We start from the raw sequence: 17,026 nt of genomic DNA, 5'->3' as shown, positions 1-17,026 counted from the left end.
ATTAGTTGCCTCCTTCCTGAGGAGCTTGTTTCTTAGCTGGAGGAAGAACCTCTCCACGATAGATCCATACTTTTACGCCAAGACGACCGTAAGTAGTATGAGCTTCCGCTGTACCATAGTCAATGTCGGCACGAAGCGTATGCAGTGGAACAGTTCCTTCGCTGTACCCTTCGGAACGAGCGATTTCGGCACCGCCAAGACGTCCGCCTACTTGAGTTTTAATTCCTTTTGCTCCGGAACGCATAGTTCTTTGAATTGCTTGTTTCAAAGCACGACGGAAAGAAACACGACGTTCCAATTGTTGTGCAATGCTTTCAGCAACAAGAATTGCATCCAGTTCAGGATTTTTAATTTCAGAAATATTGATGTGTACCTTTTTACCGCCTGCGATTTTAGTAATTTCATTACGCAGATTTTCAACTTCGGAACCACCCTTACCAATAACCATACCTGGTTTCGCAGTGTGAATCGTTACGTTGACACGGTTAGCTGCTCTCTCGATTTCAACACGGGATACAGCGGAGTCTTTCAATCTTTTTTTCAGATGTTCACGAATTCTAACGTCTTCCAGCAAAAGATCACCGAAATCTTTGCCTGCATACCATTTGGATTCCCAATCACGGATAATACCGATTCGGAGTCCGACGGGATTTACCTTTTGGCCCACACGTTTTCCCTCCTTATTTTTCAGATACCACCAGAGTAATATGACTGGTGCGTTTGTTGATGCGACTTGCACGACCCATTGCACGCGGGCGGAATCGTTTCATTGTAGGACCTTGGTTTACAAAAACCTGAGATACTACCAATTTGTTTACGTCCAAAGAGTAGTTGTGATCTGCATTTGCAATCGCAGAATTCAACAATTTCTCAACGACTGGAGAAGCGGACTTTGGAGTGTGACGAAGAATTGCGATCGCCTCACCAACCTGCTTACCGCGAATCAAATCGATAACAAGTTTTACCTTGCGAGCAGAAATCCGTACGGACTTAGCATGTGCTTTTGCTTCCATTGAGTTTACCTCCTCTCAAACACTACGCTGTGTTGATTATCTTCTTGTTTTCTTATCGTCATCCGTATGGCCTTTGTACGTACGTGTTGGAGCAAATTCGCCCAATTTGTGTCCGACCATATCTTCCGTTACGTATACTGGCACGTGTTTACGACCATCATATACACCAAACGTATGTCCGATAAATTGCGGGAAAATCGTAGAGCGACGGGACCAAGTTTTGATTACCACTTTCTTGTCCGACTCATTCAAAACCTCTACTTTTTTCAACAAGTAACCATCAATGAATGGTCCTTTTTTGAGACTGCGACCCATTTATGAATCCTCCCTTCGTTAAAACGTAGTCGTTTCTTAATATGTTAACGTGCGACTTAAGCGCACGTTTTATTACTTAGTACGACGACGAACGATGTACTTATCAGATGCTTTACCTTTTTTACGCGTCTTGTAACCAAGGGTTGGTTTACCCCATGGAGACATTGGAGATTTACGTCCGATTGGAGCGCGACCTTCACCACCACCGTGTGGGTGATCGTTAGGGTTCATTACAACACCGCGAACTTCAGGACGTTGTCCCAACCAGCGACTACGACCAGCTTTACCGATTTTCACCAGTTCGTGGTCTTCGTTGCCTACAGAACCGATTGTAGCGCGGCAAACTTTCAGAATGCGGCGAACTTCACCAGAAGTCAAACGAATTGTAACATACTTTTCTTCTTTACCAAGAAGTTGGGCTTCCGTACCAGCGGCGCGAACGAGTTGACCACCTTTACCCGGTTTCAATTCGATGTTGTGGATAACCGTACCTACTGGAATGTTTTCCAACGGCAAGGAGTTACCGATTTTGATATCGGAACCTGCACCGGATACCACTTCGTCTCCTACTTTCAGACCTTTAGGAGCAATGATGTAACGTTTTTCACCATCCACATAGTGGATAAGTGCGATGTTGGACGTACGGTTTGGATCATATTCGATCGTAGCAACGCGGCCCGGTATTCCATCTTTGTTACGTTTGAAGTCAATAATGCGGTATTTACGTTTGTGTCCGCCGCCTTGATGACGAACTGTAATTTTACCTTGGTTATTGCGTCCAGCTTGCTTGCTCAGAGGTGCCAGCAACGATTTCTCGGGCTGATTAGTTGTAATCTCCTCGAAAGTAGATACAGACATAGCACGTCTGGCCGGGGACGTTGGTTTATACTTTTTAATTGGCACTGAGTTTCCCTCCTTACTTTACAGTTTCAATTATACCGTTTCAAAAAACTCAAGCGGCTTACTGTCTTTGCTCAGCGTTACGAACGCTTTTTTCCACTCGCTCGTATAGCCGGAATGACGTCCGTAGCGTTTTGGTTTTGCAGGAACACGAAGCGTATTTACGTTACTTACTTTCACGTTAAAAATGGCTTCGATTGCTTTTTTAACTTCGACTTTGTTAGAACGAATGTCAACCTCGAAAACGTATTTCAAGTCATTCATCATACCAGCCGTACGTTCGGTGATAACCGGACGTTTGATAATATCACGAGGATCCTTCATTACGCGAGCACCTCCTCTACCTTCTGAACTGCTTCCTTCGTAATGATCAGTTTGTCGTGTCCGAGCACATCAAGAACATTAATGCCGTCTGCGGCTACAAACTTCACACCAGGAATATTACGAGCGGACAGTGCTACATTATCATCATAGCTAGGAGCTACAATCAATGCTTTACGATCAGCTTTAAGGTTATTCAAAATGGCTGCGAATTCTTTCGTTTTAGGTCCGTTCAGTGTAAGAGCGTCCAATACGATAATTTCATTCTCAATCACTTTGGATGACAACGCCGATTTGATCGCCAGACGACGAACTTTTTTAGGCAATTTGTAAGCATAGCTGCGTGGAGTCGGACCGAATACAGTACCGCCACCAACCCATTGCGGTGCACGGATCGAACCTTGACGAGCGCGGCCAGTACCTTTTTGTTTCCAAGGTTTACGTCCGCCACCACGTACTTCAGAACGTCCTTTTACTTTGTGAGTACCTTGACGCAGGGAAGCCAATTGCATAACAACAGCGTCATGAAGAACGTGCTTATTCGGCTCGATACCGAACACTGCGTCGTTCAATTCAATTTCACCAACTTGGCTGCCGCTAATATTAAATAGTGCTACTTTTGGCATTTCGTGTTCCTCCTTTCTTCAGTCGTTTATTTTTTCACCGTTTCTAATACTTTAACGAAGCTATTTTTAGGTCCTGGAATGGAACCTTTCACGAGCAATACATTACGTTCTGTATCGATCTTAACAACTTCAAGACGTTGGATCGTTACCGTTTCATGCCCCATGTGTCCTGGAAGGTGTTTACCTTTAGGAACGCGGTTAGCTTGAATGGAACCCATAGAACCTGGACCTCTGTGGTAACGCGATCCGTGTGCCATTGGTCCGCGGCTTTGTCCCCAACGTTTGATAACGCCGGCAAAACCTTTACCTTTAGAAATACCTGTTACGTCAACGAACTCGCCTTCTGTGAAGACATCAGCCTTCAGTTCTTGGCCAACCTCGTACGCAGCAAGGTCGATGCCACGAAGTTCACGAACGTAGCGCTTAGGTGCAGTATTTGCTTTTTTCGCATGTCCTGCTTCAGGTTTGTTGGATCTTTTTTCTTTCTTATCAGAGAAACCGAGTTGGATAGCTTCGTATCCATCGTTTTCCAGATCTTTCTTTTGCAGAACAACACAAGGACCTGCTTCGATAACCGTAACAGCAAGTACGTTACCTTCAGGGGTAAACACTTGAGTCATTCCGAGTTTTTTTCCTAAGATACCTTTCATGTTGACACCTCATTTCTTTTCCTAATTACATATTACAATTTAATTTCGATATCTACACCGGACGGCAGGTCCAAGCGCATCAAGGCATCCACAGTTTGTGGAGTCGGGTTAACAATGTCGATCAAACGCTTGTGTGTGCGCATTTCGAACTGCTCCCGGGAATCCTTGTACTTGTGTACCGCACGGAGAATAGTAATGATTTGTTTTTCAGTTGGCAGCGGAATTGGCCCGGATACACCTGCGCCCGAACGTTTAGCTGTTTCAACAATTTTCTCAGCGGATTGATCAAGAATTCTATGATCGTAAGCTTTCAAACGAATACGAATTTTTTGCTTTGCCATTTTAGTCCCTCCTTCTATCGCCCAATTTGGTATCGGACATACTCCGTGAAAATTTTCCGACAGCCCTCCCATGGCAAAGGGGCCGGGTGTGTCAGTAACCTCTCACATCATCGCACAGTCACAAACAACATTAGTTATTATATCGAATAGTTCTGCCTATTGCAAGCAAAAACGAAAAAACAATGCATCTTATTTTCAAGAGATGCAGTTGTGCTCGCAGCTCGCGATTTTTCCCAAGAGAAAAGCCCCCGCACCAGGGCAGGGGCTCGTTTAGCTTCGTTCCAATACAACGTTACTCGTTCCAGTACACTGTTACTCTATTTAAAGGCTAAAGCCTTCTTATTTGGAGATTGTTGCTACAGCACCAGCGCCAACTGTACGTCCACCTTCACGAATAGAGAACTTAGTTCCTTCTTCGATAGCGATCGGGTTGATCAGTTGAACAGTAACTGTGATGTTATCACCAGGCATTACCATTTCGGAACCTTCTGGCAAAGTAATGATACCAGTTACGTCAGTTGTACGGAAGTAGAACTGTGGACGGTAACCAGTGAAGAAAGGTTTGTGACGTCCGCCTTCTTCTTTAGTCAAAACGTAGATTTGAGCAGAAAATTCTGTATGTGGGTTAACAGAACCTGGCTTAGCCAATACTTGGCCACGCTCGATTTGTGCACGATCTACACCGCGAAGCAGTGCGCCAATGTTGTCACCAGCTTGAGCGGAATCAAGCAATTTACGGAACATTTCTACGCCTGTTACTACGGATTTACGGGATTCTTCTTGAATACCGATGATTTCGATTTCGTCGCCCACTTTAACTGTACCACGCTCTACACGGCCTGTAGCAACTGTACCACGACCAGTGATGGAGAATACGTCCTCGACAGGCATAAGGAAAGGCTTGTCAGTATCGCGTTCTGGAGTTGGGATGTAAGTGTCGATTATTTCGAACATTTCAACAATTTTCTTAGCATAGTCGCCCTCTGGGTTTTGCAGAGCTTCACGAGCGGAACCGCGAATGATTGGAGTGTCGTCGCCTGGGAAGTCGTATTCGCTCAGCAAGTCACGAACTTCCATTTCAACCAATTCCAGCAACTCTTCGTCTTCAACCATGTCGCATTTGTTCAGGAATACAACGATGTAAGGAACACCAACTTGGCGGGACAACAGGATGTGCTCGCGAGTTTGCGGCATTGGGCCGTCAGCTGCGGATACAACCAGAATCGCTCCGTCCATTTGTGCAGCGCCAGTGATCATGTTTTTAACATAGTCGGCGTGACCTGGGCAGTCAACGTGTGCATAGTGACGGTTAGGTGTTTCATATTCCACGTGTGCAGTGGAGATTGTGATACCGCGTTCGCGCTCTTCTGGAGCTTTATCGATTTGATCGAATGCTACAGCAGCACCACCGTAAGTTTTGGACAATACAGTTGTGATTGCAGCAGTCAAAGTAGTTTTACCATGATCGACGTGACCAATAGTACCGATATTAACGTGCGGTTTGTTACGTTCAAACTTAGCCTTTGCCATTTGAACAATTCCTCCTCAATAACTTGTTTTATTTTAGGCTGCCGGATGCCCTTTTGGTAAAACCTCAAGCATACCGGTCAGCTGATACATTGTATTACTCGCCGCCTTTGGTTTTGGCAACGATCTCTTCAGCAATGCTCTTCGGAACTTCTTCATAATGAGAAAGCTCCATGGAGAACACGCCGCGTCCTTGTGTACCGGAGCGAAGTGTAGTCGAGTATCCGAACATTTCGGACAAAGGCACCTTCGCACGAATGATTTGAGCTCCACTACGGGAATCCATACCTTCAATCCGACCACGACGGGAGTTCAACATACCCATTACATCACCCATGTATTCCTCAGGAACCGTTACTTCAACTTTCATAATCGGCTCAAGCAATACTGGTTTACATTTGTCTTTCGCTGCTTTCAACGCCATTGATCCGGCAATTTTAAATGCCATTTCATTGGAATCGACATCATGGTAGGATCCGTCCACGATTGTAGCTTTAACGTCCACAAGCGGGAAGCCTGCGATAACGCCGTTCTTCATTTGTTCCTCAATACCAGCAAGAGCAGGTGCAATGTACTCTCTAGGAACAGAGCCGCCGACTACCTTACTTTCGAATTGACTACCAGTACCTGGTTCGAGTGGTTCGAACTCAACCCATACGTGACCATATTGACCACGACCACCGGACTGACGAACGAATTTACCTTCGACACGTGCTGGAGCACGGAACGTTTCACGGTAAGCAACCTGTGGTTTACCCACATTTGTTTCTACCTTGAACTCACGACGCATACGGTCAATGATGATGTCCAAGTGAAGCTCACCCATACCTGCCAAGATGGTTTGACCTGTTTCTTCGTTAGTATGAGCACGAAGAGTTGGATCCTCTTCAGTCAACTTACCGAGAGCTACAGACATTTTATCTTGGTCAGCTTTGGTTTTAGGCTCAACCGCGATTTCGATAACCGGATCAGGGAAATTCATGGACTCGAGAATAACAGGGCTCTTCTCATCACACAGTGTATCACCTGTACCTGTATCTTTCAAACCTACGGCAGCCGCAATATCACCAGAGTAAACTACAGTGATTTCTTGACGACTGTTCGCATGCATTTGAAGAATACGTCCGATACGTTCGCGTTTACCTTTTGTTGCATTCAATACGTAAGAACCGGATTGAAGAACACCGGAGTAAACGCGGAAGAATGTCAACTTACCAACGTAAGGATCCGTCATGATTTTGAAGGCCAATGCGGAGAATGGCTCTTCATCGGAAGAGTGACGTTCAACTTCCGTACCGTCTTCCAAATGCCCTTGAATACTTGGCACATCAATAGGAGCCGGCAAATAGTCGAGAACAGCATCCAACATCAGCTGAACACCTTTATTGCGATAAGAAGATCCACAGATAACTGGGAAGATTTTAACTTCTACAACACCTTTACGGAGAGCGGCTTTAATTTCGGCAACTGAAATTTCTTCGCCTTCCAGGTATTTCATTGTCAATTCTTCGTCCAGTTCAGCAACCTTCTCGATCAATTCATTACGGAGTTCTTCAACCTGATCTTTGAATTCCGCAGGAATTTCTACTTCTTCGATATCTTGACCAAGATCATCTTTGTACATATGAGCTTTTTGTTCAACGATATCGATAATACCAATAAAATCATTTTCTGCGCCGATTGGCAATTGAATCGCAACTGCGTTCGCTTGAAGGCGATCACGCATGTCGGAGACAACATTCAGGAAGTCAGCACCAATGATATCCATTTTGTTTACATATGCGATCCGTGGAACGCCGTAGCGATCAGCCTGTCTCCATACAGTTTCAGACTGAGGCTCAACGCCTTCTTTCGCACTGAAAACACCAACTGCTCCGTCCAATACACGAAGGGAACGTTCAACTTCAACAGTGAAGTCAACGTGCCCCGGGGTGTCGATGATATTGACGCGGTGACCTTTCCAGGCAGCGGTCGTCGCAGCGGAAGTAATCGTGATTCCGCGCTCTTGTTCTTGTTCCATCCAGTCCATTGTCGCAGCGCCTTCGTGAACTTCACCGATTTTGTGCGTACGGCCTGTGTAGAACAAGATCCGCTCTGTTGTTGTGGTTTTACCCGCGTCAATATGAGCCATGATCCCGATATTACGTGTATTTTTCAAGGAGAACTCTCTTGCCATGAAATGGGTCTCCCTTCAAAATTGAAGTTATTTTTTTGAGCTGAATCCTACCAACGATAGTGAGCAAACGCTTTGTTCGCTTCAGCCATTTTGTGCGTGTCTTCACGTTTTTTCACGGAAGCGCCTGTGTTGTTGGAAGCATCGATAATTTCAGCCGCCAAACGCTCTTCCATGGTTTTCTCACCGCGGTTACGGGAGTAGTTTACGAGCCAACGTAATCCCAGGGACGTACGTCTTTCTGGTTTTACCTCGATTGGTACTTGGTAGTTGGCACCGCCGACACGGCGTGCTTTAACTTCCAGGACTGGCATGATATTCTTGATAGCTGCTTCAAAAACTTCCATCGGGTCGTTCCCCGTACGTTCTTGGATAAGCTTGAACGCATTGTACAGAATGCTTTGAGCAACGCCTCGTTTTCCGTCGAGCATGATGCGGTTGATCAAGCGGGTAACCAACTTGCTGTTGTATACCGGATCTGGCAACACGTCTCTTTTGGTAACTGGACCTTTGCGTGGCATGGATATCCCCCTTTCTTACATGTTAAACCGACATACGCGGTTTATATTCATTAGGATTTTTTAGCTTTAGGGCGTTTTGCGCCGTATTTGGAACGAGCTTGCATGCGGTTGTTTACGCCTGCAGTATCCAAAGCACCGCGAACGATATGGTAACGCACACCCGGAAGGTCTTTTACACGACCGCCGCGAATCAGCACTACGCTGTGTTCTTGAAGGTTATGTCCAATACCTGGAATGTAAGCAGTCACCTCTACACGGTTCGTCAAGCGAACACGAGCATATTTACGAAGTGCGGAGTTTGGTTTTTTCGGAGTCATAGTACCTACACGAGTGCACACTCCGCGTTTTTGCGGGGCACTGATGTCGGTAGCTTCACGTTTCAAGGCATTAAAACCTTTTTGCAAAGCCGGTGATTTCGATTTCTCGATTTTGGCTTGACGTCCTTTACGAACCAGTTGGTTAATAGTTGGCATGTTGGTTGCCACCCCCTTCCTCAATTTTTGCTGTTACTTTACAAACCTTATCTAAGCCCACAGACCCAGGCGGTTCATAAAAGAACAAATGAAAAGTCTTTGCCGCCAAGAATAACAATTCCTTAGACAAAAACGTTCCTTACCCTATTGTTTTACGATAGCAGCCATTGCGGCTCCCACTTCAATCCCACATGCAGCTCCGAGATTTTTCATTGTGTCTACGAGAGTCACTTTGACTCCTTGCTTGTTGCACAAAGCAATGATGTTGGAAGTGAGACGCTGATCTGCGTCTTCTGCCACATATACTTCTGAGGCAAAGCCCAATTCTACCATACGAATGGTTTGTTTGGTACCGATTTTGACATGAGCATCTTGCAGTCCCTGTTCTTTAGACATATCTCATTCCTCCGAAAAGACCCAATAGCATATAGGCTGCTCACGCACCTTTGCTATATTAGCATTGACTATAAGTAATGTCAAGACAATTATAAACTATAATTCATTTAAACAGAATAGTACGATTCATTTTTGAAAAAACACCGGAGCACCGTCTGCTGTAACTTTTATGCAAAGCTTATGTCTACGGTGTTCCGGCAATCATACTATTTTTATATTACTCGGCCGAAATTGGTTCGAGCTCCTCAGATGGAGACTGTCCCTCTTCCGGTTGGGCAAATTTCACGCTACGGTAACGGTTCATACCTGTTCCCGCAGGAATCAATTTACCAATAATTACGTTCTCTTTCAGTCCAAGCAACTGATCGACCTTGCCTTTAATAGCTGCATCAGTCAGGACACGAGTAGTTTCCTGGAAGGATGCTGCTGACAAGAAGGAGTCAGTTTCCAGAGAGGCCTTGGTAATACCGAGCAGTACCGGCTTGGCTACCGCTGGTTCCTGGCCGCTGAGAATCGCTATCTTGTTTGCATTTTCATACTCATGGACATCAACAAAGGAGCCTGGAAGTAAGATCGTGTCGCCCGCATCAATGATACGGATTTTACGCAACATTTGACGAATCATAACTTCTACGTGCTTGTCGTTGATTTCTACGCCTTGGTTCCGGTATACGCGTTGAACTTCCTGAAGGATATAGTTCTGCACCCCGCGAATACCTTTAATACGCAGCATTTCTTTAGGATCAATCGAACCATCCGTCAGTTCGTCCCCAGCTTCAACAGTCATACCTTCGCTTACGCGCAGGCGGGAACCATACGTTACTGAATATGTTTTCGTTTCGGCTTCACCCTGAATGTCGATCTCACGGCGGTCTTTACCTTCACGAACTTCTTTAACTGTACCGTCAATTTCACTAATAGTTGCCTGACCTTTAGGATTACGTGCTTCAAAAAGCTCCTGGATACGAGGCAAACCTTGTGTAATATCATCACCCGCTACGCCGCCTGTGTGGAACGTACGCATAGTGAGCTGTGTTCCTGGCTCACCAATGGATTGTGCAGCGATAATACCAACTGCTTCACCAATCTCAACGTGTTTACCAGTAGCCAGATTGCGACCGTAACATTTCTTGCAGACGCCATGTTTAGCACGGCAACTTAGTACAGAACGAATCTGAACTTTGTGTACACCGGCTTTAACAATCGCTTCAGCTTTGTCGGAGTCAATCAGTTCGTTACGTCTAGCCAAAGTCTCGCCAGTCTCAGGATGGCGTACCGTTTCAAAGCAATAGCGACCTTCCAGACGGTCATAGAGATCCTCAATCACTTCTTTACCGTCCTGGATACGACTTACTGTGAAGCCTTTATCCGTTCCGCAGTCTTCTTCGCGCACGATAACATCCTGCGCCACATCTACGAGACGACGAGTCAGGTAACCGGAGTCAGCCGTACGAAGGGCTGTATCCGCCAAACCTTTACGCGCTCCGTGAGTGGAGATAAAGTACTCGAGTACTGTCAGACCTTCACGGAAATTTGATTTGATTGGGAGTTCGATAATGCGTCCAGATGGATTAGCCATCAGACCACGCATACCGCCGAGCTGAGTAATCTGTGATTTGTTACCCCGAGCTTTGGAGTCCACCATCATCATGATGGAGTTGTAGCGATCCATGGACTTCATCAATACTTCGGTAATATCATCTTTCGCTTTAGACCAAATGTCGATAATCCGGTCATAGCGTTCTTCATTCGTAATCAGACCACGACGATACTGATTCGTCACAATTTGCGCTTTATCTTCGGATCCCTTAAGAATCTCTTGTTTTTCCACCGGCACGATTACGTCCGATACAGCAACGGTTACCCCTGCACGAGTGGAATACGTAAAGCCAAGCTGCTTAATTTTATCCAGAATTACAGCTGTTTCAGTTGTATGGTAAGTCTCAAAACAACGGGCAATGATATTACCAAGGTAATCCTTGCCTACCCCGTTAGCTTGCGGAGCGTTTTGAATGGCTTCTGTAAGATTTACACCCTTCTCGTAAACAAAGAACTCCTCCGCAGTACCATAAAGCAGGTTCGCACGGGTAGCATCATTGATGTACGGGAAGCTTGCCGGGAAAATTTCATTAAAGATAATTTTACCAACCGTTGTGATCAACATCGCTTCCTGTTGTTTTTCCGTAAAGCTCGTTTTATTCAAAGCTTTAACCGGAATAGCTACACGAGCATGAAGACCAGCTGTACCACGTTGGTAAGCCGATATAGCTTCATTCATGTTGCGAAGGATCATATTACTTCCTTCTTCTTCTTTGTTATCCATAGTCAGATAGAAAGAACCAAGAACCATATCCTGGGAAGGTGTAACAACTGGCTTGCCGTCTTTCGGATTCAAGATGTTGCCGGACGCCAGCATAAGCAAACGAGCTTCAGCTTGAGCTTCAGCAGACAACGGAACGTGAACAGCCATTTGGTCACCGTCAAAGTCGGCATTATATGCAGTACATACGAGCGGATGCAGACGAATCGCACGACCTTCAACCAAAATCGGTTCAAACGCCTGGATACCGAGTCTATGCAGCGTAGGGGCACGGTTCAGAAGAACTGGATGCTCCTTAATTACTTCTTCCAGCACATCCCACACTTCTGCACTTACACGCTCTACTTTACGTTTCGCGCTCTTGATATTGTGCGCCAAACCTTTGTTCACCAGTTCTTTCATAACAAAAGGTTTGAACAGTTCCAGTGCCATTTCTTTTGGCAAACCGCATTGATACATTTTCAGGTACGGACCTACAACGATAACCGAACGACCAGAGTAGTCAACACGTTTTCCGAGCAAGTTCTGACGGAAACGTCCTTGTTTACCTTTCAGCATGTGGCTGAGGGATTTCAAAGGACGGTTACCTGGACCTGTAACAGGACGACCACGACGACCATTATCAATCAAGGCGTCAACAGCTTCCTGTAACATCCGTTTTTCATTTTGTACGATAATATCTGGCGCACCTAGATCTAACAGACGTTTCAGACGGTTATTACGATTAATAACACGACGATACAAGTCGTTAAGGTCAGAGGTAGCGAAACGACCACCATCTAACTGTACCATTGGACGAAGCTCAGGAGGAATAACAGGAAGTACGTCCATGATCATCCAATCCGGCTGGTTGCCGGAGTTACGGAATGCCTCAATAACTTCAAGGCGTTTGATCGCACGGTTACGACGTTGTCCTTGAGCTGTACGCAGCTCTTCTTTCAAGAATTCTAACTCTTTGTCTATATCCAAATCTTGAAGAAGCTTTTTAACCGCTTCAGCACCCATACCTGCCTGGAAGCCATAGCCGTATTTCTCACGGTAGCTACGGTATTCTTTCTCGGACAGGAGTTGCTTTTTCTCCAAAGGCGTATCTCCTGGATCGGTTACAACATAAGATGCGAAGTAAATGATCTCTTCCAGAGATCTTGGAGACATATCAAGAGCAAGACCCATACGACTTGGAATGCCTTTAAAGTACCAAATGTGCGATACAGGAGCAGCCAACTCAATATGGCCCATACGCTCACGGCGAACCTTAGCACGAGTAACTTCTACTCCACAACGGTCACAGACAACACCTTTATAACGTACACGTTTGTACTTACCGCAATGACATTCCCAGTCTTTCGTAGGTCCGAAAATTTTCTCGCAAAATAGTCCTTCTTTTTCCGGTTTAAGCGTACGATAGTTAATCGTCTCCGGTTTTTTGACTTCTCCGCGGGACCAAGAACGAATCTTTTCGGGGGAAGCAAGCCCGATTTTCATATATTCGAAATTGTTAACGTCCAACAAGGAGCAACCCTCCTTAACCAAATCCTGAGTTTTTAGGTTTGATACCGCCCAGCAGCACCGGGCGGTATCAAGAAACCCGATCCATTCTAGAATGGATCAAGGTATATAACAAAGCTGATATGAGTCAGTCAGCAGTCAAACTACTCTACGCCAACCTCAGAGCCTTCCAGATTCAAACTCAGCTTATCGCCAGTTGTGTCATCCTCATCATCAAGCTCTCTCATTTCGATCTCTTGTTCGTCTTCAGACAGAATCTTCACGTCCATACCCAAGCTTTGCAGCTCTTTGATCAAGACCTTAAATGATTCTGGAACACCCGGTTCAGGTACATTTTCACCTTTGACAATGGATTCGTAAGTTTTAACACGTCCAACCACATCATCAGATTTCACAGTCAAAATTTCCTGAAGCGTGTACGCTGCGCCGTAGGCTTCCAATGCCCATACTTCCATCTCCCCGAAGCGCTGTCCACCGAATTGAGCTTTACCACCCAATGGTTGTTGCGTAACGAGAGAGTAAGGACCTGTAGAACGAGCATGGATTTTATCATCGACCATGTGCGCCAGTTTGATCATGTGCATGACACCGACAGTAACTTCACGTTCAAAACGGTCACCTGTACGTCCGTCATACAACACAGTCTTACCATTACGCTGCATGCCTGCCTCTTCCATTGTATCGAATACGTCATACTCCTTGGCACCATCGAATACTGGAGTTGCCACATGAATACCAAGACGCATTGCAGCCATACCCAGATGGACTTCAAGCACCTGTCCGATGTTCATCCGTGAAGGTACGCCCAGCGGGTTCAGAACGACCTGTACTGGTGTGCCATCCGGCAGGAACGGCATATCTTCTTCAGGCAAAATACGAGCAACGACACCCTTGTTACCGTGACGTCCAGCCATTTTATCGCCTTCGGAGATTTTACGTTTTTGAGCAATATATACACGAACCAACTGATTTACACCTGGTGGCAGTTCATCGCCATTTTCACGTGTAAATACCTTTACATCTACAACAATCCCGTCTGTTCCGTGAGGAACTCTCAAAGAAGTATCGCGAACCTCGCGTGCCTTCTCACCAAAGATTGCGTGTAAGAGACGTTCTTCAGCTGTCAATTCAGTCACACCTTTAGGTGTTACTTTACCAACGAGAATGTCACCTGCGCCAATTTCAGCACCAATACGTATGATTCCACGCTCATCCAAGTTGCGAAGCGCTTCTTCACCGACATTTGGAATGTCGCGAGTGATTTCTTCAGGTCCAAGCTTCGTGTCACGAGCCTCGGATTCGTATTCCTCAATATGGATTGAGGTGTATACATCTTCCTTAACCAGTTTCTCACTCAGCAAGATCGCATCCTCGTAGTTGTAACCTTCCCAAGTCATGAAGGCAACGACAACGTTACGTCCCAACGCCAACTCACCCATCTCTGTAGATGGACCATCCGCAAGAATATCGCCAACTTTGACAATATCTCCTCTGTTCACAATCGGACGTTGGTTGATGCAAGTTCCTTGGTTAGATCGCATAAATTTGTGTAATTTATACTTAACAATGTCGCCCTTCACTTCAGCGCCATCTACAGTTTCGATACGACGCAACCAAATTTCGTTAGCCGAAGAACGTTCGATAACTCCGTTGTATTTAGATACAACGCAAACACCGGAATCTTTTGCAGACTTGTGCTCCATTCCTGTTCCGACCAATGGAGACTTCGGAATCAGAAGCGGGACAGCCTGACGCTGCATGTTGGAACCCATCAATGCGCGGTTAGAGTCATCATTCTCCAAGAACGGAATCAGTGCAGTCGCGACCGATACGACCTGTTTAGGCGATACGTCCATGTAATCGACACGGCTACTAGCCATCGGAATAATGTTATCAGACTGTTTGTTATAACGGACAATGACAACCTCATCCTTAAAGGTGTTTTCCTCCGTCAATTCCGCATTCGCCTGAGCTACAATGTAGTTATCTTCTTCATCAGCAGTCAGGTAATCAATCTGGTCTGTAACTTTTCCGGTTTTTGGATCTACCCAACGATAAGGAGCTTCGATAAATCCATACTCGTTAATGCGTGCAAAAGTGGACAAAGAGTTGATCAAACCAATGTTTGGTCCCTCTGGTGTCTCGATAGGACACATACGGCCGTAGTGACTCGGATGGACGTCACGCACTTCCATGCCCGCGCGTTCGCGCGTCAAACCGCCGGGTCCGAGTGCGGACAGACGACGTTTGTGCGTTAATTCAGCAAGCGGATTCGTCTGATCCATAAACTGAGACAGCTGCGAGCTACCAAAGAACTCTTTAATCGAAGCAATTACTGGACGTATGTTAATCAATGCCTGTGGCGTAATTACATTAGCATCCTGAATCGACATTCTTTCGCGCACTACGCGTTCCATACGGGACAAACCGATACGGAACTGGTTTTGGAGCAACTCACCTACAGAACGCAAACGACGGTTACCCAAATGGTCAATATCGTCCGTACTTCCGATTCCGTGAAGCAAGTTAATAAAATAACTGATGGAGGAAATAATATCGGCAGGCGTAATATTCTTAACCGATTTATCAATATTTCCGTTAGCAATCAGTTTGACTACTTTACCGTCCTCAATTGGTGAGAATACATCGATCGTCTGAAGTGGAATATCATTACTTTCTAACACACCACTAGCAACATGATACGTACGATGTCCTACTGATTCCTCGAGCTGGGCCAAAATCTCGTCCAACAGGCGGCGATCCACCATTTGACCAGCTTCAGCGATGATTTCACCAGTTGTTGTATCAATCAAAGTCTCAGCAAGTCGTTGATTGAACAAACGGTTTTTGATGTGAAGCTTTTTATTGATTTTGTAACGGCCTACGTTGGCCAGATCATAACGTTTAGGATCAAAGAAGCGCGCAACTAGCAAGCTCTTTGCGTTATCCAGTGTAGGCGGCTCACCCGGACGAAGACGCTCATAAATTTCAATCAGCGCTTTCTCGGTGGAATCCGTGTTGTCTTTATCAAGTGTGTTGCGGATATATTCGTCATTGCCGAGCAAATCCAGAATCTCAGCATCAGTGCCAAAGCCCAGCGCACGCAGCAACACCGTAACCGGAATTTTACGGGTACGGTCAATCCGGACATAGATAATATCCTTCGCATCCATCTCCAGTTCGAGCCAAGCCCCCCGGTTAGGAATTACCGTTGCGGTGTATGTTGTTTTCGCATTCTTGTCGACTTTTGTGCTGAAATAGACGCTGGGAGAGCGAACCAACTGGCTGACAATAACCCGTTCCGCACCGTTAATAATAAACGTACCCGTTTCAGTCATCAGCGGGAAGTCTCCCATGAATACTTCCTGCTCTTTCACTTCCCCGGTTTCTTTATTAATAAGCCGGACTTTTACCCGAAGCGGTGCTGCATACGTAACGTCGCGTTCCTTTGCGTCGTCAACGGTATATTTGGGTTCTCCGAGAGAATAGTCGATAAACTCCAGAATCAAATTTCCAGTGAAATCCTGAATTGGAGAAATATCCCGAAACATTTCCCGTAATCCTTCCTCCAAAAACCAATCATAGGATTTTTGTTGGATCTCAATCAGGTTCGGAACCTCGAGTACCTCATTAATACGTGCATAACTGCGCCGAGTGCGTCGACCATATTGAACAAGATGTCCTGCCAACTTAAACTCACCCCTCATGTCTACTCACTTTAAAAATACATTGCGAACCTCTGTTTGTGACCTTATAATAAGACACATACAGAAGATTCAATCTTACAAATACAGAAAAGCCCTTACTCGAATGCATTCGAAAAAAGAGCACCGTATCTGCAGAATCCTCTTACCGGAAGATCTTCATCACTTGTAGATTTGCCCAAAATGGTTGTATTATACGTAATAGAGATAAATACTATACCTACTACGCATAAATCT

The 17,026-nt window shown here is 45.5% G+C and carries 15 protein-coding genes; all 15 read right to left on the bottom strand.

Features of this window, described 5'->3' with window-relative positions; all coding sequences use genetic code 11:
* Position 1: 1 nt before the first annotated feature.
* The 15 genes from rpsC to rpoB all read right to left on the bottom strand — a co-directional run bounded on the left by rpsC (position 2) and on the right by rpoB (position 16,774).
* Positions 2–667 carry a 30S ribosomal protein S3 gene (gene rpsC, locus G9G54_RS24365; protein WP_013312156.1) on the bottom strand — a complete coding sequence of 222 codons (666 nt, stop codon included), beginning with the start codon at positions 665–667 and terminating at the stop codon, positions 2–4.
* A 13-nt stretch (positions 668–680) separates the two neighbouring features.
* A complete protein-coding gene (gene rplV / locus G9G54_RS24360) occupies positions 681–1,013 on the bottom strand; it encodes a 50S ribosomal protein L22 (RefSeq protein WP_013312157.1) in 333 nt (110 codons plus the stop codon).
* Between the two features lie 36 nt (positions 1,014–1,049).
* Positions 1,050–1,328: a 30S ribosomal protein S19 gene (gene rpsS / locus G9G54_RS24355; RefSeq protein ID WP_007432579.1), complete on the bottom strand. Its 279-nt coding sequence runs from the start codon at positions 1,326–1,328 to the stop codon at positions 1,050–1,052.
* A 72-nt stretch (positions 1,329–1,400) separates the two neighbouring features.
* Positions 1,401–2,231: a 50S ribosomal protein L2 gene (gene rplB, locus G9G54_RS24350; protein ID WP_013312158.1), complete on the bottom strand. Its 831-nt coding sequence runs from the start codon at positions 2,229–2,231 to the stop codon at positions 1,401–1,403.
* A 30-nt stretch (positions 2,232–2,261) separates the two neighbouring features.
* Positions 2,262–2,552 carry a 50S ribosomal protein L23 gene (rplW, locus tag G9G54_RS24345; protein WP_013312159.1) on the bottom strand — a complete coding sequence of 97 codons (291 nt, stop codon included), beginning with the start codon at positions 2,550–2,552 and terminating at the stop codon, positions 2,262–2,264.
* Positions 2,552–3,175: a 50S ribosomal protein L4 gene (gene rplD / locus G9G54_RS24340; RefSeq protein ID WP_013312160.1), complete on the bottom strand. Its 624-nt coding sequence runs from the start codon at positions 3,173–3,175 to the stop codon at positions 2,552–2,554. Before rplD ends, rplW begins: the two co-directional genes overlap by 1 nt.
* Positions 3,176–3,201: 26 nt before the next feature.
* Positions 3,202–3,825, bottom strand: coding sequence for a 50S ribosomal protein L3 (rplC, locus tag G9G54_RS24335; RefSeq protein WP_013312161.1), 624 nt, complete (start codon positions 3,823–3,825; stop codon positions 3,202–3,204).
* Positions 3,826–3,857: 32 nt separating this feature from the next.
* Positions 3,858–4,166, bottom strand: coding sequence for a 30S ribosomal protein S10 (gene rpsJ / locus G9G54_RS24330; protein ID WP_005544556.1), 309 nt, complete (start codon positions 4,164–4,166; stop codon positions 3,858–3,860).
* Positions 4,167–4,505: 339 nt separating this feature from the next.
* Entirely contained in the window at positions 4,506–5,696 is a 1,191-nt protein-coding gene (gene tuf, locus G9G54_RS24325; protein WP_013312162.1) for an elongation factor Tu, read from the bottom strand.
* Positions 5,697–5,790: 94 nt separating this feature from the next.
* Complete coding sequence (fusA, locus tag G9G54_RS24320) at positions 5,791–7,869, bottom strand: elongation factor G (RefSeq protein WP_165179900.1); 2,079 nt, start codon at positions 7,867–7,869, stop codon at positions 5,791–5,793.
* Positions 7,870–7,916: 47 nt separating this feature from the next.
* Complete coding sequence (gene rpsG / locus G9G54_RS24315) at positions 7,917–8,387, bottom strand: 30S ribosomal protein S7 (RefSeq protein WP_007432586.1); 471 nt, start codon at positions 8,385–8,387, stop codon at positions 7,917–7,919.
* Between the two features lie 50 nt (positions 8,388–8,437).
* A complete protein-coding gene (rpsL, locus tag G9G54_RS24310; RefSeq protein WP_007432587.1) occupies positions 8,438–8,860 on the bottom strand; it encodes a 30S ribosomal protein S12 in 423 nt (140 codons plus the stop codon).
* Between the two features lie 144 nt (positions 8,861–9,004).
* Entirely contained in the window at positions 9,005–9,256 is a 252-nt protein-coding gene (locus tag G9G54_RS24305; protein WP_007432588.1) for a ribosomal L7Ae/L30e/S12e/Gadd45 family protein, read from the bottom strand.
* A gap of 217 nt (positions 9,257–9,473) precedes the next feature.
* Positions 9,474–13,088, bottom strand: coding sequence for a DNA-directed RNA polymerase subunit beta' (gene rpoC, locus G9G54_RS24300; RefSeq protein WP_165179899.1), 3,615 nt, complete (start codon positions 13,086–13,088; stop codon positions 9,474–9,476).
* A 140-nt stretch (positions 13,089–13,228) separates the two neighbouring features.
* The gene (rpoB, locus tag G9G54_RS24295; protein WP_061831396.1) at positions 13,229–16,774 is read right to left on the bottom strand and encodes a DNA-directed RNA polymerase subunit beta; all 3,546 of its coding nucleotides are present in this window, start codon (positions 16,772–16,774) and stop codon (positions 13,229–13,231) included.
* Between the last annotated feature and the right edge of the window lie 252 nt (positions 16,775–17,026).

The organism is Paenibacillus sp. EKM212P (assembly GCF_011066115.1).
In the GTDB taxonomy this organism is placed as follows: domain Bacteria; phylum Bacillota; class Bacilli; order Paenibacillales; family Paenibacillaceae; genus Paenibacillus; species Paenibacillus polymyxa_B.
This window is presented reverse-complemented; position numbering and strand designations above follow the sequence as displayed.